This window comes from Deinococcus radiophilus (assembly GCF_020889625.1).
Lineage (GTDB): Bacteria > Deinococcota > Deinococci > Deinococcales > Deinococcaceae > Deinococcus > Deinococcus radiophilus.
This window is the reverse complement of record NZ_CP086380.1, coordinates 179,747-200,000: the sequence shown is the minus strand read 5'-3', so window position 1 is coordinate 200,000 and position 20,254 is coordinate 179,747. Positions and strand designations below refer to the sequence as shown.

The 20,254-nt window shown below is 58.7% G+C and carries 22 protein-coding genes, 1 tRNA gene and 1 pseudogene (1 of these 24 only partly in view); 15 read left to right on the top strand and 9 right to left on the bottom strand.

Features of this window, described 5'->3' with window-relative positions; genetic code table 11:
* The 4 genes and pseudogenes from LMT64_RS01125 to LMT64_RS01110 form a co-directional block, all read left to right on the top strand.
* On the top strand, window positions 1–721 hold the 3' portion of the coding sequence (locus LMT64_RS01125) for an IS982 family transposase (RefSeq protein ID WP_229253262.1). Its footprint begins 53 nt before the window's first position; only the last 721 of its 774 coding nucleotides appear in the window; its start codon lies beyond the left edge, outside the window; its stop codon occupies window positions 719–721.
* Window positions 722–799: 78 nt separating this feature from the next.
* Complete coding sequence (locus tag LMT64_RS01120; protein ID WP_229253261.1) at window positions 800–1,048, top strand: hypothetical protein; 249 nt, start codon at window positions 800–802, stop codon at window positions 1,046–1,048.
* Window positions 1,035–1,586 carry a DUF2087 domain-containing protein gene (locus tag LMT64_RS01115; RefSeq protein WP_170166061.1) on the top strand — a complete coding sequence of 184 codons (552 nt, stop codon included), beginning with the start codon at window positions 1,035–1,037 and terminating at the stop codon, window positions 1,584–1,586. Before LMT64_RS01120 ends, LMT64_RS01115 begins: the two co-directional genes overlap by 14 nt.
* 115 nt (window positions 1,587–1,701) lie before the next feature.
* Window positions 1,702–1,992: pseudogene (locus LMT64_RS01110) on the top strand (MmcQ/YjbR family DNA-binding protein); the annotation flags it as partial.
* On the opposite strand, the gene LMT64_RS01105 reads toward LMT64_RS01110, so the two are convergent.
* Window positions 1,987–2,475 (bottom strand): HIT family protein, encoded by a 489-nt coding sequence (locus LMT64_RS01105; protein ID WP_126353349.1) that lies wholly within the window; start codon window positions 2,473–2,475, stop codon window positions 1,987–1,989. The pseudogene LMT64_RS01110 and the gene LMT64_RS01105 overlap by 6 nt on opposite strands.
* A 68-nt stretch (window positions 2,476–2,543) precedes the next feature.
* Between LMT64_RS01105 and LMT64_RS01100 the strand changes: the two genes are divergently transcribed.
* Window positions 2,544–2,984: an OsmC family protein gene (locus LMT64_RS01100; RefSeq protein WP_126353351.1), complete on the top strand. Its 441-nt coding sequence runs from the start codon at window positions 2,544–2,546 to the stop codon at window positions 2,982–2,984.
* A 62-nt stretch (window positions 2,985–3,046) separates the two neighbouring features.
* On the opposite strand, the gene LMT64_RS01095 is transcribed toward LMT64_RS01100, so the two are convergent.
* Window positions 3,047–3,445, bottom strand: a complete 399-nt coding sequence (locus LMT64_RS01095; protein WP_126353353.1) for a hypothetical protein — start codon at window positions 3,443–3,445, stop codon at window positions 3,047–3,049.
* 151 nt (window positions 3,446–3,596) lie between these two features.
* Here LMT64_RS01095 and LMT64_RS01090 point away from each other — a divergent pair, with 151 nt between their 5' ends.
* The 4 genes from LMT64_RS01090 (at window position 3,597) to LMT64_RS01075 (ending at window position 5,857) form a co-directional block, all read left to right on the top strand.
* Window positions 3,597–4,241, top strand: coding sequence for a DUF2254 family protein (locus tag LMT64_RS01090; RefSeq protein WP_126353355.1), 645 nt, complete (start codon window positions 3,597–3,599; stop codon window positions 4,239–4,241).
* 67 nt (window positions 4,242–4,308) lie between these two features.
* A complete protein-coding gene (locus tag LMT64_RS01085) occupies window positions 4,309–4,887 on the top strand; it encodes a DUF2254 family protein (RefSeq protein ID WP_126353357.1) in 579 nt (192 codons plus the stop codon).
* A gap of 141 nt (window positions 4,888–5,028) precedes the next feature.
* The gene (locus tag LMT64_RS01080; protein WP_126353359.1) at window positions 5,029–5,640 is read left to right on the top strand and encodes a BON domain-containing protein; all 612 of its coding nucleotides are present in this window, start codon (window positions 5,029–5,031) and stop codon (window positions 5,638–5,640) included.
* Between the two features lie 22 nt (window positions 5,641–5,662).
* A complete protein-coding gene (locus LMT64_RS01075; protein WP_126353361.1) occupies window positions 5,663–5,857 on the top strand; it encodes a hypothetical protein in 195 nt (64 codons plus the stop codon).
* A gap of 144 nt (window positions 5,858–6,001) precedes the next feature.
* Here LMT64_RS01075 and LMT64_RS01070 read toward each other — a convergent pair whose 3' ends face one another.
* Window positions 6,002–6,217, bottom strand: coding sequence for a hypothetical protein (locus LMT64_RS01070; RefSeq protein WP_126353362.1), 216 nt, complete (start codon window positions 6,215–6,217; stop codon window positions 6,002–6,004).
* 143 nt (window positions 6,218–6,360) lie between these two features.
* Here LMT64_RS01070 and carB point away from each other — a divergent pair, with 143 nt between their 5' ends.
* From carB to LMT64_RS01055, 3 genes are read left to right on the top strand one after another with little or no spacing between them, the layout of a single operon-like run.
* Complete coding sequence (gene carB / locus LMT64_RS01065) at window positions 6,361–9,432, top strand: carbamoyl-phosphate synthase large subunit (protein ID WP_126353364.1); 3,072 nt, start codon at window positions 6,361–6,363, stop codon at window positions 9,430–9,432.
* Window positions 9,429–10,415, top strand: a complete 987-nt coding sequence (locus LMT64_RS01060; protein ID WP_126353367.1) for a DNA-methyltransferase — start codon at window positions 9,429–9,431, stop codon at window positions 10,413–10,415. The genes carB and LMT64_RS01060 overlap by 4 nt, the downstream gene beginning before the upstream one ends.
* Entirely contained in the window at window positions 10,415–11,569 is a 1,155-nt protein-coding gene (locus LMT64_RS01055) for a hypothetical protein (protein WP_126353369.1), read from the top strand. Before LMT64_RS01060 ends, LMT64_RS01055 begins: the two co-directional genes overlap by 1 nt.
* A gap of 90 nt (window positions 11,570–11,659) precedes the next feature.
* Here LMT64_RS01055 and LMT64_RS01050 read toward each other — a convergent pair whose 3' ends face one another.
* Genes LMT64_RS01050 through LMT64_RS01040 form a run of 3 tightly spaced genes read right to left on the bottom strand, consistent with a single transcriptional unit; the run spans window position 11,660 to window position 12,936 of the window.
* Window positions 11,660–11,995: a type II toxin-antitoxin system PemK/MazF family toxin gene (locus LMT64_RS01050; protein WP_211334203.1), complete on the bottom strand. Its 336-nt coding sequence runs from the start codon at window positions 11,993–11,995 to the stop codon at window positions 11,660–11,662.
* A 2-nt stretch (window positions 11,996–11,997) separates the two neighbouring features.
* Window positions 11,998–12,234: a ribbon-helix-helix domain-containing protein gene (locus tag LMT64_RS01045; RefSeq protein ID WP_126353373.1), complete on the bottom strand. Its 237-nt coding sequence runs from the start codon at window positions 12,232–12,234 to the stop codon at window positions 11,998–12,000.
* 45 nt (window positions 12,235–12,279) lie between these two features.
* A complete protein-coding gene (locus LMT64_RS01040) occupies window positions 12,280–12,936 on the bottom strand; it encodes an alpha/beta hydrolase (RefSeq protein ID WP_126353376.1) in 657 nt (218 codons plus the stop codon).
* A 1,204-nt stretch (window positions 12,937–14,140) separates the two neighbouring features.
* Between LMT64_RS01040 and LMT64_RS01035 the strand changes: the two genes are divergently transcribed.
* A protein-coding gene (locus LMT64_RS01035; protein ID WP_229253457.1) for an IS630 family transposase occupies window positions 14,141–15,113 on the top strand; the annotation gives its coding sequence in 2 pieces (ribosomal slippage) (window positions 14,141–14,563 and window positions 14,565–15,113; 972 coding nt in all).
* Window positions 15,114–15,400: 287 nt separating this feature from the next.
* Entirely contained in the window at window positions 15,401–15,706 is a 306-nt protein-coding gene (locus tag LMT64_RS01030; RefSeq protein WP_148103238.1) for a hypothetical protein, read from the top strand.
* 194 nt (window positions 15,707–15,900) lie between these two features.
* On the opposite strand, the gene LMT64_RS01025 is transcribed toward LMT64_RS01030, so the two are convergent.
* Window positions 15,901–15,977 (bottom strand) — tRNA-Arg (locus LMT64_RS01025).
* A gap of 77 nt (window positions 15,978–16,054) precedes the next feature.
* Between LMT64_RS01025 and tkt the strand changes: the two genes are divergently transcribed.
* On the top strand, window positions 16,055–18,031 hold the full coding sequence (gene tkt / locus LMT64_RS01020; RefSeq protein ID WP_126353656.1) for a transketolase: 1,977 nt from the start codon (window positions 16,055–16,057) through the stop codon (window positions 18,029–18,031).
* Between the two features lie 68 nt (window positions 18,032–18,099).
* Here the strand turns inward: tkt and LMT64_RS01015 are convergent, their stop codons facing one another.
* Together LMT64_RS01015 and LMT64_RS01010 are read right to left on the bottom strand one after the other, a co-directional pair.
* On the bottom strand, window positions 18,100–18,939 hold the full coding sequence (locus LMT64_RS01015) for an AIM24 family protein (RefSeq protein ID WP_126353654.1): 840 nt from the start codon (window positions 18,937–18,939) through the stop codon (window positions 18,100–18,102).
* 28 nt (window positions 18,940–18,967) lie between these two features.
* Window positions 18,968–20,041 (bottom strand): IS4 family transposase, encoded by a 1,074-nt coding sequence (locus LMT64_RS01010; protein ID WP_229253260.1) that lies wholly within the window; start codon window positions 20,039–20,041, stop codon window positions 18,968–18,970.
* Window positions 20,042–20,254 lie beyond the last annotated feature (213 nt).

Below are 20,254 nucleotides of genomic sequence, written 5' to 3'. Positions count from 1 at the left end.
CCTCTATTTCTGGGCTAAGAAGCATTTCAGCGACCAGAAAATCTGCCCGCACCAGAAGGTCACAGATGCCATGCTGGTTGCTCTGCTGCTCTCCCGTCTCGTCTTCAAGCATCCATTTCCTTCCATCTGGTGGAACATCCTCAAGGAAGACCGTCCCGGTCTTCCTTCCTACACTCAGGCCTACACCAGGGGCATCAAACTGTTGCCACTCCTAGAGCATGTTGCAAGCCCAGCTCAGCCCTGCACTGAAGTCGTAGTTGATTCAATGCCCCTCCCCATTTGCCGTCCCAAACGCACGCACCTTTGTCAGTTCCCAGGCGCGAAATGGGGATTTGGAACTCAGGGCGAGTTCTTCGGATATAAGCTGCACGCCTGGGTCACACCAGGTGGACAAATCGTTCAGTACGTCATCCGACCTGCCAACCTCCATGACGTTACGGTCAGCTATGAGCTGAATCTCAGATGGCCAGAGTTTGAAGGCCCAACCATCATTGGCGATAAGGGGTATTGCTGTCTGGGCTACGTGTATCCGCCCAAGAAGAACACCAGATATGACACGGGATGGCGAGAATCTCGCCATCCCAAAATCCGCAAACGTATTGAAATAGTCTTCTCTGCGCTTGTGGAAGCTCAAATCCGCTCTGCCCAAACCAAAACCCTGGGTTCACTTAAGCTCCGCGTCGTCTTAGCCGTACTCGCCCACAATCTTGCTAGGCCCTAAACGGCGTATACCACTAAGCCAATCTGCCTATTTCGATCAATATCAAATCTTGCTAAGCTCATTTCGAAAGGAGTCGAAATGAAATACACTGATGCGCCACTAGTACAGATGAACCGGCACTTCCGGATCACTCTCACTCGCTTGATAAATCATGCTGAGCGCGATTTGCGTCTGGCGCGTACGGCCCAGGACATGGCCGACGCCAACACAGCCAAAGCCCGCCTAAATACCTTGGAAGCGGCCCTAGGGATCTATACTGCCGCCCACTTCCACGCCTATGGAGAACGCCCCTGGCCGGAAGAAGAGGCCACCCATGCAGGCCGCTGAGTTACACGCCCGCGCAGCCCTGTTTCGCGCACTTGGACAGCCTGCCCGCCTGTTTATCCTGCGGCTGATCTGGGACGCACCCCTCAGCGGCGAACGCCTGAGCGAGTTAAGCGGCCTGGCCCCGGCCACCGTCAGCCATCACCTGAGTGCCCTGCGAGAAGTAGGGCTGATCCAGACCCATCAGGACGGCCATCACCGCCTGCATGTGGCGCGGCACGGTCAACTCGATGCGGCCCTGAAAGATTTAATTACGGGCCGTGCCCCTGTGCCCGATCCCACTGATCCTTACCGCGACAAAGTTCTGCGGGCCTTTATGCCCCACGGTCAGCTGACCGGCATTCCGGCTCAGCGGCGCAAGCGCGACGTGATCCTCACCGAGCTGGCCGGGCTATTCGTGCCCGGACAGACCTACCCGGAGCGCGAAGTGAACACCATACTGTCGCAGTATCATCCTGACTTTTTTACCCTTCGCCGCGAGCTGGTAGATGGCGGCTGGCTGAGCCGGGAAAGCGGTGTCTACCAGCGCAGTGGGCGCTAAAGGATAATGGCGGATGGCCGACCCGCTCTCCCCCATCCCGCCCAGCACCATGGAGACTGTGGGCGAATGGCGTGATTTTTGCGCGGCCCTGCCCGGATCATAGGAAACGTTTCCCTTTGATCGGACCACGCTGGTCTGGAAAGTCGGCGGAAAAATGTATGCCCTGACCGATATCAGTGCAGACGCTTTGCAGATAAGTGTCAAAGTTCGCCCCGAAGATGGTGCGCGGCTGCGGAGCGAATATCAGGCCGCGCAACCTGGCCACCACCTGAATAAACGCCACTGGATCACCGTGACGCTGAGCAGAGATGTTGGGCTCCAGCGCATGACTGAGCTGGTGCGCGGCAGTCATGCGCTGGTCGTTCAGGGCCTGACCCGAGCGGCACGGGCTGAACTGGGACTATAAATCTGCTCGCGCTGCCTGCGCTGCCACTTTGAGGAAATAGCGCAGCCCAGCTCCGGCTGAAACGTCGGTATTCCAGCGTGGAATGACATGTAGGTGAACCTGCGGAACGTGCGCTCCAGCTGCCGGAAACACGTTCCAGCCTACGGTGTAGCCATCCGGCTGCACGGTCGCCGCCAGATGGGCCCTGACCTGACCCAAGAGGGTATGGGTAGCGGCCACTTCAGCAGGCGTCAGATCAAACACCGATTCGCAGCGGCGGCGCGTCACGATAATCCCGGAATACGGCAACCCTTCAGCGAATTCCGGCTCCAGCGCGCTATAGATACACAGCTCATTTTGTAGATTCAGCCGCTCAGGGTGAGCGCTCAGGTGTCCATCAGCATCTGGCACGAGCGGGTTGTCCTGGGGATGCGCCAGCCAGTGCGCCCACTCCTCTTCACGCCGCTTGAGTAACGTGCCGTCCAACCTCACCGTGAGATCCATACCGCATCTTAAGCCAGCTCTTAAGTGCTGCTGACCTGACTGTTGATTGCTCCCGCTAGGCTGAGGCTATGGCAGATATTGCAAGAAAAGCAGCGGCCCACTGGGAAGGCGACCTCAAAGGCGGACAGGGCACCGTCAGCACCGAGAGCGGCGTACTGGAAAGCGCCCAATACTCGTTCGGAACACGCTTCGAGAACGGCCAGGGGACCAACCCTGAAGAACTCCTGGCCAGTGCCCACGCGGGTTGCTTCACCATGCAGCTTTCGGCCCTGCTGTCAAACCACGGCCACACCATCGAAAGCCTGGATACCGACGCGACCTGTGAGATGGTCAAAGACGGTCCAGGCTTTAAGGTCAGCCGCCTGGTCCTGAAGGTACGTGGCAAGGTGACGGGCAGCGATCAGGCCGACTTTGAGGCGCACGTCAAGGAAGCCGCCGAGAAGTGCCCCATGAGCCGTGTGATGCAGGGGAACGTGGAGATCGTCCACGAGGCAACGCTGGAAAGCTGATTGGAGCTGCGAGAAACCAGGGAAGGAGACTCATCGGCTCCTTCCCTGCTTCGTTGGCAGGCTCAGCCGCCGCCCAAGCTCTGAAGCAGCATGTAAAAGAAATAGAAGATCCCAATGAAGACCGGCAAGGCCCAGATGGTGAGGACGGCTGCAGCGGCGTTGCCTACCCCGTTGACCTTTTGTTCCACCAACAAGCATTGGCGGGTGGCTTCGGTGACGCCGACAGCCTGAACTGCGCCCCAATAGGCCACCGGGCGGCAGGTGGGCAGAGCGACCAGCTGGGTGGCCGGGGTCTGATCATTCGCCTCTAGCACCGGAATGGCCGACGCCATCGAAACGATGTCGGCACTGAAGGCGATGGTGTTCTGGCCCCCCTGCCCAGACGGAACGGTAATCGCCGGAGCACAGCTGGATAAGGACGCCAGCAGCGCCAGCGAAGCCATCAATGTGACCCTTTTCATGGTCTAGGCAGTCTAGATGTTTTTGGCAGGCCGACGTGAGCGGCGATGTAGGGAGCACATGCCGCCTGCGGGGTATCCAGCAGCGATAGGGAACCTGGAAACGCACGCGGCACAGGCATAAATTGCCGCCCAGCTGCACTAGTCTGAACAGATGCAGCGCTTGTTCTTCCGGATGCGCGAGTTCACCGAGCAGTTCTGGTTTATTCCAGCGCTGATGACAGCCACCGCCCTGCTGCTGGCCGAGCTGGGCATCACCCTGGAAGAGCAGTTCGGGGTGCCGCGTGGCCTGGCCTTCGTGTACACCGGCGGCGAGGCGGGCGCACGCAGTGTGCTGGGCGCTATCGCCAGCTCCAGCATCGGCACAGCGGGGACCATCTTTTCCATCACCATCGCGGCGCTGTCATTTTCAGCCAGCAGCATGGGGCCACGGCTGCTGGAACACTTCACGCATGACCGCGGCAACCAGATCACGCTAGGCATCTTTATCGGCACCTTTACTTTTACGCTCTATAGTCTGCGCGCCGTGACTGGCGGCGAGGAAACGCCGTTTGTGCCGCACGACAACGTTACCGCAGCCCTGGTCCTGGCCGTCGCCTGTGTGGCTGCCCTGGTGTATTTCCTGGCCCACGCCACCCGCAATATCAACATGACCCAGACCATCAATCTGCTGCGTGAAGACATGTACCGGACGCTGGAGAGGTCCACCCTGACCCAGCGTCCGGCCGAGATTCCCTGTCCTGATACGGACTTCTGGGAAGGCGGTGAAGTCCTGCGGCTGGGTTCTGCTGGTGGCTAACTGCAAATGCTGGACGTTGACGGCCTGATTGCCTCGGCGATCAACTCCGATGTGACAGTGCGACTCTTTGTACGCCCTGGCCAGTACCTGCTATCCCAACACCGTGATTGCCGTGGGTGTGCCGCATGTGCCTAGCGATCTGCTGGAGTATTTGACCCTGGGCCGTGAACGAATCACCGATCAGGACCCGGAATATGCCATCCGGCAGCTGAGTGAAGTGGCGGCGCGGGCGCTGAGTCCCGGCACCAATGATCCAGTGACCACCATGGATATTCTGGACCGCTTCGGAGATGCGCTCTGCGCCCTGCAAGACCGCTGGTGGCCGAGCGGCGTCCACGCGGATGAATCTGACAAGGTGCGACTGGTACGGCCCACCGTGGATTTTGATGGAGTGGCCCACACCATGTTCGAGATGGTGCGGCAGTACGGCTCCAGCAGCCCAGAAGTCACCCTTCATTTATTGAAGGTGCTGCAGATTACCGCGACCTGTCTGCGCAGCGAAGAATCATTGCAGGTGCTGCGCGAACATGTGCAGGCGGCGTACCACGATGCCCACAAAGCCCTGACCAATCCACGCGACCTGCACCGACTGGAGAGGGCCTACCACGGGGCACTCCGGGCCATGGAAACCGGGCTGCCGAAGTAACTGTCCATGAATGGGCTGCGCTATCTGAGAAGACGGGCAAGGGAGCGCCATACCCGCGGTCATCTCCGGGCAATCTGGGAATGCTGTAATAAGTTTCCCCATCTGTGTAAACCAGAACCCTATCTGCCGAGGTAAGCCAACATGACCAGATTCGAACCGGAAACCCCTGACCCGTCTCTCTCAGCGTCCACCGACCAGCCTTACCGCGACGCCCACGACTACCGTGACTCTGGCATGATGGGCGGCCATGGCGCTGCCGGTGCACGGCTGACTGACGCCCAGATTGCGCCGGCCACGCTGGACTCTGCCCAGGAGAACGCTCCGAAGTATGGGGGCCGCTTCGGTTACGGCCAGCTGACGCCTGAACTGGATCCCCGGGACCGCCGCAGCGATGGACAGCTGCGCGAAGCCATCTATGCTGCGTTGCACGACGAACGTGGCATAGACACCCGCAGTATTGAAGTGCAGGTGCACGGCGGTCAGGTGGACCTGAGCGGCTCGGTCCCCAGCCCGGAACAGATCAGCCGTATTCAAAACCGCGTGCGCCGGATGCGCGGTGTGCTGGGCCTGAGCAACCGTCTGACCGTCAAGCCGCTGCCGGCCACCGCTCACCCGACTGATTTGCCTACCAAACAGCTGACCACTGGGCAACACGCTACGGGCGAGACGGCCACCATGGGCATCCCCGGCAGCAGCCTGGTAGACGATGAAACCAGCGAAGGTAGACGCATCGCCGAGAACAACCGGCAATAGACCCAACCACCTGGAGGAAATCATGCAAGAAAAAGACCGAGTTGGACAGGATGTAGAACAGGGCGAAAACAGTGCTGCCGAGCCTCAGAACACCCAATCGCGCGAAATGGAAGGCGAAGGCATGAGCAGCAGCTACTCCGGTATGGGCAACCTGACCGAAGAAGAGGGAGAGCACATGGCAGAAGGAGCTGAACAGAGCGAAGACGGACAGCCGTAAATAGGCGAGGTGAGGAGCTGGGGCACTGGCTCCAGCTTTTCTCTTGTCGTTCAGCCCAACGGCCAGCGACTTATCATCGGAACATGGGAGTCTTGGCGACCGTCACAGCCACCGTGCACGCCATAGAGGCTGCCGCGCTTCTGTTCACCCCCCAACTAACGCCTGGTACTCAGGTTGATTGGTCTGCTGCCTGACTACTTCGCTGCTGGGGCACTGGATACTTGGCACCGGGCTTGCTGTGATGTCCTCGCTGAGGGCCATACGCCAGCTGACCGGATCACCGAAGCCCTCTTCGAATTCGCACGGAGAAACCTCTACGCCCAGTTTGACCCCGAACTGGCCGAGGGTGACTTTCGGCACCTGGCAGGTGTCCTGCCCAAGCACGGAATCCGGCCCCCGGACACCGACACAAGCTCTTTCGCAGCCTGGTAGACCCCATATACCCCCGGGTCTGGGTTCCGGCCTCTGTATCTCCTTCATCCGTGACATACTACGTATCTGGAATGCCTAAGCGAACTGACCTCCAGACCATCCTGATTCTCGGCAGCGGCCCCATTCAAATCGGGCAAGCGGCCGAGTTCGACTATTCCGGCACCCAGGCGCTCAAGGCGCTGCGCGGAGAGGGCTACCGCGTCGTTCTGGTGAACTCCAACCCGGCGACCATCATGACCGACCCGGAGCTGGCCGACGCCACCTACCTGGAGCCGCTGACCCCAGAGTTCGTGCGCCGGGTGATTGAGAAGGAACGCCCCGACGCCATCTTGCCCACGCTGGGCGGCCAGACGGCGCTGAACCTGGCGATGGAGCTGCATGCGAACGGCACGCTGGAAGAGTTCGGTGTGGAGCTGATCGGCGCGAACGCCGAGGCCATTCACAAGGGCGAAGACCGCGAAGCCTTCCAGGCCGCCATGAAGAAAATTGGCGTGGAAACGGCACGCGGCAAGATGGTTCACTCCATGGAAGAGGCGACCGAGTACCAGAAGGAACTGGGCCTGCCGGTGGTCATCCGCCCCAGCTTTACGCTCGGCGGCACCGGCGGCGGCATTGCGCACACCTACGAGGACTTCCTGCGGATTACCGAGGGCGGCCTGCGCGACAGCCCGGTGAACAGCGTGCTGCTCGAAGAATCTATCCTGGGCTGGAAGGAATACGAGCTGGAAGTGATGCGCGACACCGCCGACACGGTGGTCATCATCACGAGTATCGAGAACTTCGACCCGATGGGCGTGCATACCGGCGACTCCATCACGGTGGCCCCGGCGCAGACGCTCAGCGACGTGGAGTATCAGGACCTGCGCGACATGTCGCTGAAAATCATCCGTGAAATCGGGGTGGATACTGGCGGCTCCAACATCCAGTACGCCGTGAACCCCGAAGACGGGCGCGTGATCGTGATCGAGATGAACCCCCGCGTCAGCCGCTCCTCGGCGCTGGCGAGCAAGGCCACCGGCTTTCCGATTGCCAAAATCGCCGCGCTGCTGGCGGTGGGCTACCACCTGGACGAGCTGCCCAACGACATCACCAAGGTGACGCCCGCCGCCTTCGAACCCACCATCGACTACGTGGTGACCAAGATTCCGCGCTTCGCCTTCGAGAAGTTCCCCGGCACGCCCGACCACCTGGGCACGCAGATGCGTTCGGTGGGCGAGGTGATGGCGATTGGCCGGACCTTCAAGGAGTCGCTGCAAAAGGCGCTGCGGAGCATCGAGGCCGACGTACGCGGTGAATTTGCCGTCATGACCAAGGACGAGTTGCGCGCGCTGCTCTACCCCAACCCTCGCCGCATCGAAGCCGTGATTGAGCTGACCCGCCGGGGCGAAAGCGTGAGCGCCCTGCACGAAGCGACCCGGATCAACGAGTGGTTCTTGCACCAGCTCCGCGAGATTATTGACGCCGAGAAGGAAATCAGCGAGCTGGGGCCGATTGCTACTTGGAAATACGAGTACTGGCGCGAGATCAAGCGGCTGGGCTTCAGTGACGCCCGCATCGGGGAGATCGTGGGCCTGAGTGAGCCGCAAGTCCGTGAGCTACGTAAAAAGGCCCAGGCCACCCCGGTCTACAAGACGGTGGACACCTGCGCCGCCGAGTTCGAGGCGTTCACGCCGTACCACTACTCCACCTACGAGTGGGAAGACGAGGTGCGCGGCACCCAAAAGCCCAAGGTGGTGATTCTGGGCTCGGGCCCCAACCGCATCGGGCAGGGCGTGGAGTTCGACTACGCGACCGTGCATGCCGTGTGGGCGCTGCAGGCGGCGGGCTATGAGACCATCATGGTGAACTCCAACCCTGAAACGGTCAGCACCGACTACGACACCGCCGACCGCCTGTACTTCGAGCCGCTGACCTTCGAGGACGTGATGAACATCATCGAGCACGAGAAGCCGGTAGGAGTCATCGTGCAGCTGGGCGGACAGACACCGCTGAAGCTGGCGCAACGGCTGGCCGACGCGGGCGCACCCATTATCGGGACCAGCCCCGAAACCATCCACCAGGCCGAGGACCGCGCCAGCTTCAACGAGCTGTGTGAGCGCCTGGGCATTCCGCAGCCGAAGGGCAAGGTGGCCGCCACCCCCACGCAGGCCGAGCGCCTGGCGGAGGCACTGGGCTTCCCGCTGATGGCCCGCCCCTCCTACGTGCTGGGGGGCCGCGCCATGCGGACGGTGCGCTCCATGTCCGAGCTGAAAACCTACCTGAAGGAAGTGTACGCCGCCGTGGAAGGCCAGCCGAGCATCCTGCTGGACCAGTTCCTGGAAGGCGCGCTGGAGCTGGACGTGGACTGCCTGTGCGACGGCGAACGCGCCGTGGTGGCGGGCGTGATGGAACACATCGAAGCGGCGGGGGTCCACTCGGGCGACTCGGCCTGCATCATCCCGCCGGTGAGCCTAAGCCCTGAGCTGCTGGATGAGGTGAAGCGCACCACCGAGAAACTGGCGCTGGAACTGGACGTCAGGGGCCTGATGAACGTGCAGTACGCGGTCAAGGACGGCGTGCCGTACATTCTGGAAGCCAACCCCCGCGCCAGCCGTACGGTGCCGTACGTGAGCAAGGCGACCGGGCACCCACTCGCCAAGTACGCCGCCCGCATCGCCGCCGGCGAGACGCTGGAGCAGATTGGCCTGCTGGACACGCCCACGCCGGGCATGTACTCGGTGAAGGAAGTTCACCTGCCGTTCCTGAAGTTCGCCGGCGTGCCGCCCATCCTGGGGCCGGAGATGAAGAGCACCGGCGAAAGCATGGGCATAGACGCCGACCCGTACCTGGCGTACTACCGCGCCCAGATTGGCGCCAAGAACATGCTGCCCCTCAGCGGCTCGGCGGTGGTGCTGGGCGAAGGGCTGGACGCGGTGGCCGCTGGCCTGGAAAGCGCGGGCCTCGGCGTGAGCCGCGAAGCTGGCGAAGAACTGCCCGACCTCCTGATTGACACCACCGAGAGCGGGCTGCTGCGGCAGGCGCTGGAGCGTGGCAAAGCGATTGTGACGACAAAGGAGGCTGCTGAGTGGACCGCTAAGGCTATTAAGGCGGCGGTGGACGCTGGGGAGTTGGGGGTTAAAGGCTTGCAGGAGTGGGTGAAATGACGGAAAAAGTTCGTGCACCAAGAAATCAAACACTTGACATCAGCGGCTTAGATTCGGAATTCCTCAGACGGAATAGCATTACTCTCTCTTGTCCAACTTCGCCAGATGTATTGAGGAATAAAATTATTAACCAGGATTTATTTGACTGTCTGGATAATTTGCCAGACGCATTCGTGGACTTAATGATTATCGATCCTCCGTACAACTTGGATAAAGTTTACGCAGGAAAAAAATTCTCACAGACTGATGATGAAACGTATAAAGAGTGGGTAGATTCGTGGCTGTCACGTCTAATCAGACTCCTTAAACCCGATGCGACTGTATATATCTGCTGCGACTGGCAGTCCTCCAATGTAATACACAGCGTTGCTTCAAAATATCTAAAAATTAGAAGTAGAATTACATGGGAAAGGGAAAAGGGTAGAGGATCAAAGGATAATTGGAAAAATTGCTCCGAAGACATTTGGTATTGTACAGTAGGGAAAAAATACTTTTTCGATGTTGAGGCGGTCAAATTAATGAAAAGGGTAATTGCGCCTTATAGAGATGGGGACGGCAAACCCAAAGATTGGAGCGAAAAGGCAGAAGGCAAATACCGTCTGACTCACCCATCGAACCTTTGGACGGACATCAGTATCCCCTTCTGGTCAATGCCAGAAAACACTGACCATCCTACGCAAAAACCTGAAAAGCTGATAGCTAAGCTTATAGTTTCATCCTCTAAAAAGGGCGATATGATTTTTGATCCATTTATGGGTTCTGGAACGTCTTGCGTTACTGCCAAGAAGCTAGGACGGAATTACCTTGGGATTGAAATTAGTGAAGAATATTGCAAGATGGCAGCCGCACGACTGATCCGCGCCGAAGACGACAAAAGAATTCAGGGTTACTCAGATGGTGTTTTTTGGGAAAGGAATAGTGGGGCAGAACAGAAAAATCTTAATTCAAAAGATAAGACAGAAAAGAGGGGGGGGGTTGTTTGATGAGTGAAATTGACAACTTGGTGAACTTTATCCTTTCTAAAGATGGAATTGGTGACAAATCCATTCTTGAGAAAGAAGTGATTGAAAGATTTTCATTAACGAGGGATAGGTCTGTTTACTACTGCACAGATTTTGCTATACGATTTAGTTCCTCGAAATCAGCAGCATTTAGCAACACAGTCCTATCGCTATCCAATCTCAGAAAATTTGATAGCAAGCCCTTTATTGTTTGCCTCATAACTCCTGCAAAAAATTACCTTTTTTTGGCAAACACTAGCTTTCTGAAAAAAATCAGCCATAGTTCACAGACCTTAACGAGCAACAATATTAGAGGCAGTTTCAATGGAAGCGACATATATAAGGATTTCGATGGTATACCCAATTCCCCTGAGAACTTCGAATATCTGTTTAGAATACACGCAGAAACTACATTTGAAGAGAATCTAATTCGTTTAGCAGAAGCAACCAACGATATTGCACCTAGCGGTAAGAAGTTCGTTCCCTCACCCCAAGGTGAAGAAAATATATATCTAGCCCCCAAGAGAGCAAGTGAGTTTATCGCCTCCGATAATTACAGGCAGCTGCTGCAAGAATTGGATGATATAGTAAGGCATTATACCAATGAAATCATTATTGCATCCATGATAAACAACGTAAATATCAGGGGCAGAGTAATCGAATATCTAGTGGCCGGAGAAGATGATCTTCTGAGACAAAACATAATTTATAAGCTCAGAAATGGCGGTACAAATCTACCCCAATTCAAAACAGATAATTCGTTAGGAGATTACTCAAAAGCTTTTGAAGGCTTTGATACAGAAACAGATGTGAAAACAAAAATTATGCTCCTTAATTCCAATCCAAAAGCATACAACTTAGATAAGATTCTTAATTTCTTATCGAGCGATAAGAGCGTATTTCTTTTCTATTTCATTGGAATAGATTCTGATAACTCTCTTAAGACATGTCTTGTGACTATGTTTAATGAGGAGTTGTTACGAGGTACAATTACTCTCAGGCATTGGGCAGGCAGGAATTCTAGAGGCGTTTCCCAGTTCGATGGAAAAATCATCAACAATATAATTCTTAATCCGTCAAATAAAATTGATAAGGCTCAAGCTCGGGAATTCCTTACCAGAATTTTATCTTTATAATGTACGTCTGCCCAAGCCTCTGCTTTGGCGGGGCAGCAGGGGCGGGGATAGGCGGAACGGGGAGTGGCTGCGGGCTGTTCCCTGCTTGCTTTACAGCGCTAAGTGCAGGCGAATGCGGGCATCCAGTTCACCCATCAGGTCGGCGGGCACATGGCCTATGCGCTTCCTGACTCGGCTGAGGGCCACACTCCGAATCTGCTCGACTTGCGCTTTGCTGTCGTGGTCAAGGCCACTGCGCTCATGGGGCAACAGCAACTGAAACTGATACACCCGCTCGGTATTGGTAGTCAGCGGGATAACCGTCAGCACCACGTTCTGCGCGTTGGCGGCGTTGTTGGTCACAATCACGGCGGGGCGAATGTTATCGGCTTCGTTTTCCCTGGCAGGGCTGAAATTGACGAGGTGGATATCGCCTCTGCGAATCACGCCTAACGCCATTGGTCGCTCTCGTCATCCAGGCCGTCGCCAGTTTCCAGGTCGGCAAATTCGCCTGACTGAGCGTAGGCAGCGTATTCCTCGGCCAGCAGTTTTTCCTGCAAAGCTTTCAGGCCTAGGGCAATGATTTCACTCTTGCTGACACCCGTCTGTTTCTGGTACTCGTCCAGAAAGGTGGCGAGGCTGGGTGGCAAACTCGCCGTGACACGTTGGGCATTTTGGTAAGTCATAAATGCATACTAACATGCATACTTTTATGCAGCAGTACCCACTACTTACCCCAGCCACCACGCCAGCGCCTCCCGCTGCACCTCTGGCGGCACGGTATGCCCGCCTTCAAACTCTACGTAGTGCAGGTCATACCCCGCGCCTTCCAGCTGCTCCCGAATCACCCGCCCGCAGCGGTCTATAGGCAGTACCCGGTCCTCGGTGCCGTGTGACACGAAGATGCGCGGCTGGCCCACCTGCGCGGCCGGGGCCAGAAAGCCGGGCGAAAAGCCCAGCAGGTGGCTGAACAGGTCGCCGTTGCCCAGGCCCAGCGACAGGGCGTAGCTGGCCCCGTCCGAAAAGCCGTCGAGGGCGAGGTGAGCCGGGTCAATGGTGTAGCGGCGGAACACCAGCGCCAGCGCCCGGTCTATGAACTCCACATCCGGACCGTACCCACCCCGAATCACATCCCAGGTGCCGCCGCGCGAGTCGCAGGCCAGCAGGATGAGGCCGTGTTCCTCGGCGGCGTCTACAAAGGGGCGGATAGAGTGGCTGGCCCCGCTCCCCGCGCCGTGGCAGGCCACCAGCAAGGGGCGCGGGCCGGTCAGTGGGTGCCGGGTGGGTACATACAGCAGGCCGTCTCTCCCCTGCCCCAGCCGCAGCGGCAGCAGGCCGCGCTCGGTAAGAGCCGGGTGGGCGGTGAGGCGGGCGGAATGGGTAGACATGGCCCCAGTATCTGCAAACTGGAGACGGGCGAAGGTGGCGCGGTCAGTTGCCGGTGTGATGGGGGGCAGCGGCGATGATCCCTGCTGCACGGCTTCTTTGTTCTTTGACTCCCGGCGCAAAGGCGTTGGCCCGCAGCTGCGCCGTGCGGTCACTGCACGTGGCACAGCTTCGAAACCTGTGGCGGTGCTAAGCGTCCACGATGAGCGCTCATGGGTAGGAAGCTCAAGCGGACGTGCGCCGGTCTCCAAAACCGGAGGACGTCGGGTTCAGGGCCCAACCGGCTTGCCAAAAAAGCAGAGCCAGAGAGTCTTATGGGCCATTCGGCTCTTAGGAGATGTCTGATATAGCATCCGTGCGCGACAAAACCATTAGGCTTAACCATTCGGAAAGTTATTCAACCAGAAGATTGACGATTTTCAAATGTAGGAGTAATCTCCCTCTAACCTAACAATTAGGGGAGGGAGAGATATGAAGAAAGCGATTCGTGGTTTCTGTGCTGTGGCTCTGTTGGCTGTCTCTATTCTCGGTGTCAGTGGCACTGCTGATGCAGGTGCATGCGGGTGTGGCGGATGTATTCCCGTCCTGACTGAGTATGATCCTGTCTGTCCCTAAGACCGCAGTTTTCTGTCATGGCGAAGTAGCAAATCTCACTGAAGGGGAATGACTGTGAAAAACACCATCCGCCGTATCCTTGCCACTTTACTTATCGTGACCACGACAGCCCTGGCTGCGGGCGCTGATGCTTCGACCGGGCAGCTGCAGCCGATGTATAAACCCTGTGTTACCAAACCTTGTCCGATGTAATCTGACCCAACTGCTTCTTGTTTGGTACTTGGCCCCGCTGCGCGGGGTTTTTTCATGTTGTCAGGAGGTAACCCGCCTATGCTCAAAGTGCCAAAGCCCCAGCAGCAGACGGGCACTAAGAAAGTCTACACTCAGAACTTATAGCTGAATAAGTCGACGAAAAGCGTTCCCAGAGCTGAAGAATCTGAAAATGTGAATAAATAGGTTTCAGGGAAGCGCACCCGCATTTTCACACTTTCCCCCCCGCCCACGCAGTGGGGTTTTTGATGGTGCTACCATCCCCGGCGCCATAGGGCCACTCTTATGCCGAGAGATATTGATAACGCGGTAAGTTCACGACAGAGTTAGACTGAAACCGTGAGTGAGGTTTGGCGGCCCAGCCGATGGACACGTCAGCAGATGGAAGAGCGGCGACTCGCCGCTCTTCCGATGCTCTCCGATATGACCCTGTCCTCCAAGACGATTGCCCAGCGTTTTGGTGTCAGCGCCAGCACTGTTCGTACCTGGCGGCAGCGCTTACGACATGGCGATACCCTTGAAGCTACTTTCTCCTCTGGACGTCCCTCCTTTCTCACCGATCACCAAGTGGCTGAAATCATGGCGATGATTGAGGCAGGGCCAGATCCACAGCGTTTTCCAGACGGGCGCTGGACTACCGCACGTATTCGCGACGAGATTGGATGCAGATATGGTGTCTGGTATGACCACGACTGGGTCGGAAAGCTGCTGTTACGCTGGGGCTTTTCCTGGCAGAAAGCAGAAAAACGCCCGTTGGAACAGAATGCTGAGCAGGTCGACGCTTGGCTGGAAGCAGAGCTTCCAGTCCTGGAAAAAAAAGATAGATGATGGTGAAACCATCGTCTGGGCCGATGAAGTCGGAATCAGTATGAAGCCCGTGATTGGCAACACCTGGGCCACGCGTGGTCAGACCCCAGTGATTCTGGCCAAGACCAATTGGAAAAAGCTCTCCGTGATTGGCGGGATTACGTCTAAGGGCCAGTTTTTCCAGCAGACACACGAAGGGTCGGTCAAAGCGATGGGCTTCATCGCATTTTTGACGCATCTGATGCGACACATCAAGGGGAAGATCACTGTTGTGGTGGACAACGCTAAAATCCATAAGGCGAAGGCCGTTTCGGCCTTCGTATCACAACATGAACGACTGAGCCTAACGTACCTGCCACCGTACAGCCCTGAACTCAACCCCATTGAACGAGTGTGGGCCTATGTCAAACACCACCAACTCGCCAATTTTTGCCCAGAGACGCTGGAGCAACTCAAGGCTTACCTCCGTACGGTATGGCCGAAAATCCGCTATCGGCAACTCCCAGCCAAATTGCTAGGTATCTACCCTGAAGTGTTACCGACTTAGCACGTCATCAATAGGAGGCCTATGCACCGACTTAGCCTTCTGGCGGCTCTACCCATAGTGAGCGGTGCCGCTGCCGTTCCGCCTGCGCCCCGAGTGCACGCCAGTCACCCTAGCCGACGTGCGCTTGGAGAGCTACAGCGGCGGGACGTACCCGCGTATAGGCTTTCAGCGCATCACGGAGGCTACCCCTTGACCCACTCCGGCATCCCCTGATGGTGGCGGGTCGGCTGGCGCGCGCAGTCCGGCACCGTCTACCCACTCGTGATTCCCGGAATGAGGCCACCCCGATGAACAAGAGCCCCCATGCAGCAACCCGCTGTCCCTCCGGCCTTTATGTCTACCCTGGTCAGCATCCTGATGACAGCGCAGACCTGCAACGCCCAAGCGGCCAGGGGCCTGCCACTGACCCCCTCCCCTGGCGCATGCTGATTTCCGGTGTGGGGAGTGGCACGCTCACCGGGACGCCACTGGACCAACCACCCAGCACGCCCGCTCAGGTGCTGCTGGTTCCCAAAAAAGGTGGCAAGCCGGTGGCCCCTGGGAGTACGGCGGGCTGCTGCGGGTCTGGGTGGGGCAAAGTGGCGATCTGGTGACTGAGCGGCTGCCCCAGGAACCCACGGGCCACATCCCGACCCTGCCACATAGGCCAAATCAACCAATTGCCCCATGCTGCCAACGCGGCGGGGTGGGGCCTTCTTTTTGTGTATAGAGGGGCCGTATATAGACGCCTATGGTGTCAAGGATCAGCCCCCGCTTGTACTGGCGGGGGCTAAATGCTGTCTGTCTGTGGTGCACCCGACAGGAATCGAACCTGTGGCCTGCCCCTTAGGAGGGGGCCGCTCTATCCGACTGAGCTACGGGTGCATGACTCTCGCCCTCGCGGGCGGTCGGCAGTATAGCAAAGCGCCTGAGACAGGCAGCCAGCCGCTAAACTGCAAAGCATGTCCGACCACACCCTGGAACAACTGAGCATCAACACCATCCGCACGCTAAGCATTGACGCGGTGCAGGCGGCCAACTCCGGCCACCCCGGCGCGCCGCTGGGCATGGCCCCGATGGGCTATACGCTCTGGCAACGTTTCTTGCGCCACAACCCCGCCAACCACCGCTGGCCGGGCCGCGACCGCTTCGTACTGTCGGCGGGGCACGCCTCCATGCTGATCTACAGCCTGCTGCACCTGACCGGCTACCCCAAGATGACGCTGGATGAGCTGAAGAACTTCCGGCAGTGGGACAGCCAGACACCCGGCCACCCGGAGTTCTTCCACACCGACGGGCTGGACGCCACCACCGGGCCGCTGGGGCAGGGCATTGCCATGACCGTGGGCCTGGCAATGGCGGAAGCGCACCTGGCCGCCCGCTACAACCGGGAAGGTTTCCCCGTGTTCGACAACTACACCTACGCGATTTGCGGGGACGGCGACCTGCAAGAAGGCATCAGCCACGAGGCGGCGGCACTGGCCGGACACCTCGCGCTGGGCAAACTGATCTGGCTGCACGACGACAACGAAGTGCAGCTGGACACCATGGTCGCCAAGGCCGATTCCGAGCGGATGAAATTGCGCTTCGAGGGCTACGGCTGGCAGGTGCTGAAGGTGGAAGACGGCACCGATGTCGGGGCGATTGCCGCCGCCATCGAGCAAGCCCAGGCCGAAACCGCCAAGCCCACCCTGATTCAGGTCCGCACGGTGATCGGCTTTGGCAGCCCGCGTGCGGGCACCCCCAAGGCCCACGGTGAGCCGCTGGGCGCTGAGGGCGTGGCCGAGACCAAGCAGGCGCTGGGCTGGGAGCACCCCGCCTTTACCGTGCCCGCCGAAGTGGCCGAGCACATGAGCGCCCTGGAACGCGGCGCCGTGCAGCAGGCCGAGTGGGAAGCAATAATGGACCGTTACCGCGCCCAGTACCCCGAACTGGGTCAGGAAGTGGATGATCTGCTGGAGCGCGAGCTGCCGGACAACCTCTGGGAGCTGCTGCCCACCTGGGAAGCGGGCAGCAAGGCGCAGGCCACCCGCAGCGCCAGCGGCGAAGTCATCAACGCGCTGGCCCCCGTCGTACCCGGGCTGATGGGCGGCAGCGCCGACCTGTCGGGCAGCACCAAGACCACCATCAATGACGAACCCCACATGCAGGCTGGGAACTACGCAGGCCGCAACGTGTATTTCGGTGTGCGCGAGTTCGGCATGGCCGCCGCCGCCAACGGGCTGAGCCTGTACGGCGGCCTGCGCCCGCTGGTGGGCACGTTCATGGTGTTCAGCGACTACCTCAAGCCCGCGTTCCGCCTCTCGGCGCTGCAGATGCAGCCCGTGACCTACGTGCTGACCCACGACTCGGTCGGGCTGGGCGAGGACGGCCCCACGCACCAGCCTATCGAGCAGCTGGCGATGCTGCGGGCGGTGCCGGGGGCCCATGTCTTCCGCCCCGCCGACGCCAACGAAACCGCCGCCGCCTGGGCACTGGCACTGGAATACAAAAAAGGCCCCACTGCCCTGGTGCTGTCGCGCCAGAACCTGACCGTGCTGGCCCCCAACCATGACGGCGTGAAAAAGGGTGCCTACGTGGTCCGCGAGGCCGAGGACGCCGCTGTGACCCTGCTGGCGACTGGCTCGGAAGTGGCGCTGGCCCTGGACGCCGCCGAAGCGCTGGCCGGTGAAGGCGTGGCCGCGCGCGTGGTGTCCATGCCCTGCTTCGAGCTGTTCCGTGAGCAGAGCGCCGAATACAAGCGTCAAGTGCTGGGCACAACCCCCCGCGTGGCGATTGAAGCCGCGGCCAGCCAGCCCTGGTTCGAGTGGGTCAGCACTGAGGGCGGCCTGATCACCCTGGACCGCTTCGGTGCCAGTGCCCCTGGCGAAGTGGTGCTGGAAAAGCTGGGCTTCAGCGTGGAAAACGTGGTGAAGGTCGTCAAAGAGACGCTCGGTTAATCCCGTGACCAAAAACCCGCCGCCTGGAGCCATTCCTGGGCGGCGGGTTTTTGCATTGGGGTGGAAACTCAGTTCCCCAGAATCTCGCTCAGGCTGCCAGCACCCGCGGCCACACTGCTGCTGCCTCCTAGGCTGGGACGGGCAGCCAGGGGCAGTGTGGGGGCCAACCAGATCTGACCTGTTCCCCGGTAGACTTGAATAAATCCTTCGCCCGTCTTGCCCGCCCCAAGCAGGCCACGGGCACTGCGCTCCACCGTCATCTCCAGACTGCCCGTATAGGCCAGCACCAAGTTGCCGTCCACCTTCAGCGTGTCCCCTTGCAGGTCCAGGGTCTGGAATTCGTCCGGATGGACTGGGCTTTGCAGGCAGAAGGCTCCACTGCCACTCAGCCTGGGCTGCACGCGGCCCTCGCCGCTGCCCATCATGTTGGCCAGGCCCCGGTTGGTGTGACGGCCTACCGTGATCTGACCCGCCGCTGTCACAAACGCGCCGTCGTCTACGATCAGATCGTCGCCCTGCAATTCGCCCAGCAGGTAATACAACCGGGTCGGCTCGGTGTAGATGCTGCCTGCGCCCCGGTACACCGTCTTGAACAGCCCCTCACCAGTGGCAGCCGCAGTCACGGCACCGCGGAGCAATCCGCCCAGGCCGCCGCCCTGTGCGCCGCCAGTGGCGCTGGCTTCCATGTCAATATCACCACGGAGCCATTGCAGCGCTCCTGGTTCCAGAACCGTCTGCCCCCCTTGCATGTCAATCTGAAGCTGCCGGAAAGGTGCGGGACGGTTCACTGGCTGGTGGTAGCCACTGAGGGGTTCTTCCAGCGGCTGGGCCTGGTATTCCAGCACTCGCAACTGTGCGCCAGCAGTTTGAAGGGTCTGGGTCGTTCGGGGCTGCCATTTGTATTGCATATGGCCGTTACGTGCCGGATAGGCCTGACTACCCCTCAAAACGTGGGACAAGCCGTGCCAGACGGCTCCAATTTTCAGGGCTTGGGTGGCTGAGCAAATCTCGCAACTCGTCCAACCCCAATCGAAACAAACTTTTGCTGGCGTAGCCATGCGCTTTCTGGCGCATGGCCTTCCTCGTCTCCACGCTGCCTTCAAGCAGTAGAACCGCACCTGTCTGAAGACACCAGATGAAGCTGATGGCGATCACCATCAGCAGCGTTGACACCCGCTCGGCCTGGGTCAATCCGGTCGCTTCCAAATCAAAGCCTCTGGTTTTCAGCGCAGCGTGGAGGTTTTCGCACTGCCAACGCAGTGCGTACTTCCGCAAATTCTGATCTGCTCTGCCCTGGTAGGCCAGGTACAGCATCTCCGTCTTCGAAACCTTCAGTGCCAGAACACGGAGTCTGACCCCGTACACCACCATAGGGCTGTGCCAGACGCGAATTTCTCCCACCTGCATTTTCTTAGCGAAGACGTGGACAGGTAAGCCGTCCATCTTGGTGTCGCTCCGCAACCGGATACAGGGAACAATCCCATGTTCGCTCAGGAACGTAAACCAGTCCTGGCCGATGAATTCACGGTCTGCCAGCAGACCGTCAATGCGGACGTGAGGACAATGACGCAGAAAATCAGCCATCAGCTCCTTACGAATGTGCTGGGCGCTGCTTCCCCCGTGTGGGAGAAAACGCCACATCAGCGGAAGACTGAACCCCTTCCATACCGCAGACAGCATCAGGATATTTACGTCCTTCGTGCCTAGCTTCCAGTTGGTCCGGTCGAGGATGAGCGTGAGCTCATCCGTACCCAGCATGTGAAGCGCAAACTTCAGGTACATCGCCTCTGGGAGTAAAAATTGCACGAAGCGCAAAAGACGTTGGTAGCGGGTTTCCTGACTTCCTGGGAGTGCGATGACCGTCTTCAGATTGTTCAGCACCACGCTGCGCTGCTGGATGATTGCCAGAATCAGCGCGACCAGGACGGTGAACCGTCGCTGGTCGATACGGAAGAAAGGACGAAGAGCTGCGAAAAGGCTATCCTGGGGCGGCTGGTTCAGGTGGTTCATTGCAGATACACCTTATGAACCAGCTCTTTTTATGTCTATAGAATCTGGCGTCTCAGACAGTGTTACCGGAGTTTTGAGGGGTAGTCAGCGGATAGGCATAAGGTTCCAGCACTTATAGGCACATCATGAGGTAGCCGCAACAAAAGACAATGACCGGCAAACTCATAGATCTGGGATCTATTCTCACTTCTGATGGAAGTTGTCTTGTCACTG

Bases quoted from the DNA above. Each gene is read 5' to 3' on its own strand.
- LMT64_RS01120 (WP_229253261.1), top strand. From the start codon at position 800: ATGAAATACACTGATGCGCCACTAGTACAGATGAACCGGCACTTCCGG.
- LMT64_RS01115 (WP_170166061.1), top strand. From the start codon at position 1,035: ATGCAGGCCGCTGAGTTACACGCCCGCGCAGCCCTGTTTCGCGCACTT.
- LMT64_RS01105 (WP_126353349.1), bottom strand. From the start codon at position 2,475: ATGGATCTCACGGTGAGGTTGGACGGCACGTTACTCAAGCGGCGTGAA.
- LMT64_RS01100 (WP_126353351.1), top strand. From the start codon at position 2,544: ATGGCAGATATTGCAAGAAAAGCAGCGGCCCACTGGGAAGGCGACCTC.
- LMT64_RS01095 (WP_126353353.1), bottom strand. From the start codon at position 3,445: ATGAAAAGGGTCACATTGATGGCTTCGCTGGCGCTGCTGGCGTCCTTA.
- LMT64_RS01090 (WP_126353355.1), top strand. From the start codon at position 3,597: ATGCAGCGCTTGTTCTTCCGGATGCGCGAGTTCACCGAGCAGTTCTGG.
- LMT64_RS01080 (WP_126353359.1), top strand. From the start codon at position 5,029: ATGACCAGATTCGAACCGGAAACCCCTGACCCGTCTCTCTCAGCGTCC.
- LMT64_RS01075 (WP_126353361.1), top strand. From the start codon at position 5,663: ATGCAAGAAAAAGACCGAGTTGGACAGGATGTAGAACAGGGCGAAAAC.
- carB (WP_126353364.1), top strand. From the start codon at position 6,361: ATGCCTAAGCGAACTGACCTCCAGACCATCCTGATTCTCGGCAGCGGC.
- LMT64_RS01060 (WP_126353367.1), top strand. From the start codon at position 9,429: ATGACGGAAAAAGTTCGTGCACCAAGAAATCAAACACTTGACATCAGC.
- LMT64_RS01055 (WP_126353369.1), top strand. From the start codon at position 10,415: ATGAGTGAAATTGACAACTTGGTGAACTTTATCCTTTCTAAAGATGGA.
- LMT64_RS01045 (WP_126353373.1), bottom strand. From the start codon at position 12,234: ATGACTTACCAAAATGCCCAACGTGTCACGGCGAGTTTGCCACCCAGC.
- LMT64_RS01040 (WP_126353376.1), bottom strand. From the start codon at position 12,936: ATGTCTACCCATTCCGCCCGCCTCACCGCCCACCCGGCTCTTACCGAG.
- LMT64_RS01030 (WP_148103238.1), top strand. From the start codon at position 15,401: ATGAACAAGAGCCCCCATGCAGCAACCCGCTGTCCCTCCGGCCTTTAT.
- tkt (WP_126353656.1), top strand. From the start codon at position 16,055: ATGTCCGACCACACCCTGGAACAACTGAGCATCAACACCATCCGCACG.
- LMT64_RS01015 (WP_126353654.1), bottom strand. From the start codon at position 18,939: ATGCAATACAAATGGCAGCCCCGAACGACCCAGACCCTTCAAACTGCT.
- LMT64_RS01010 (WP_229253260.1), bottom strand. From the start codon at position 20,041: ATGAACCACCTGAACCAGCCGCCCCAGGATAGCCTTTTCGCAGCTCTT.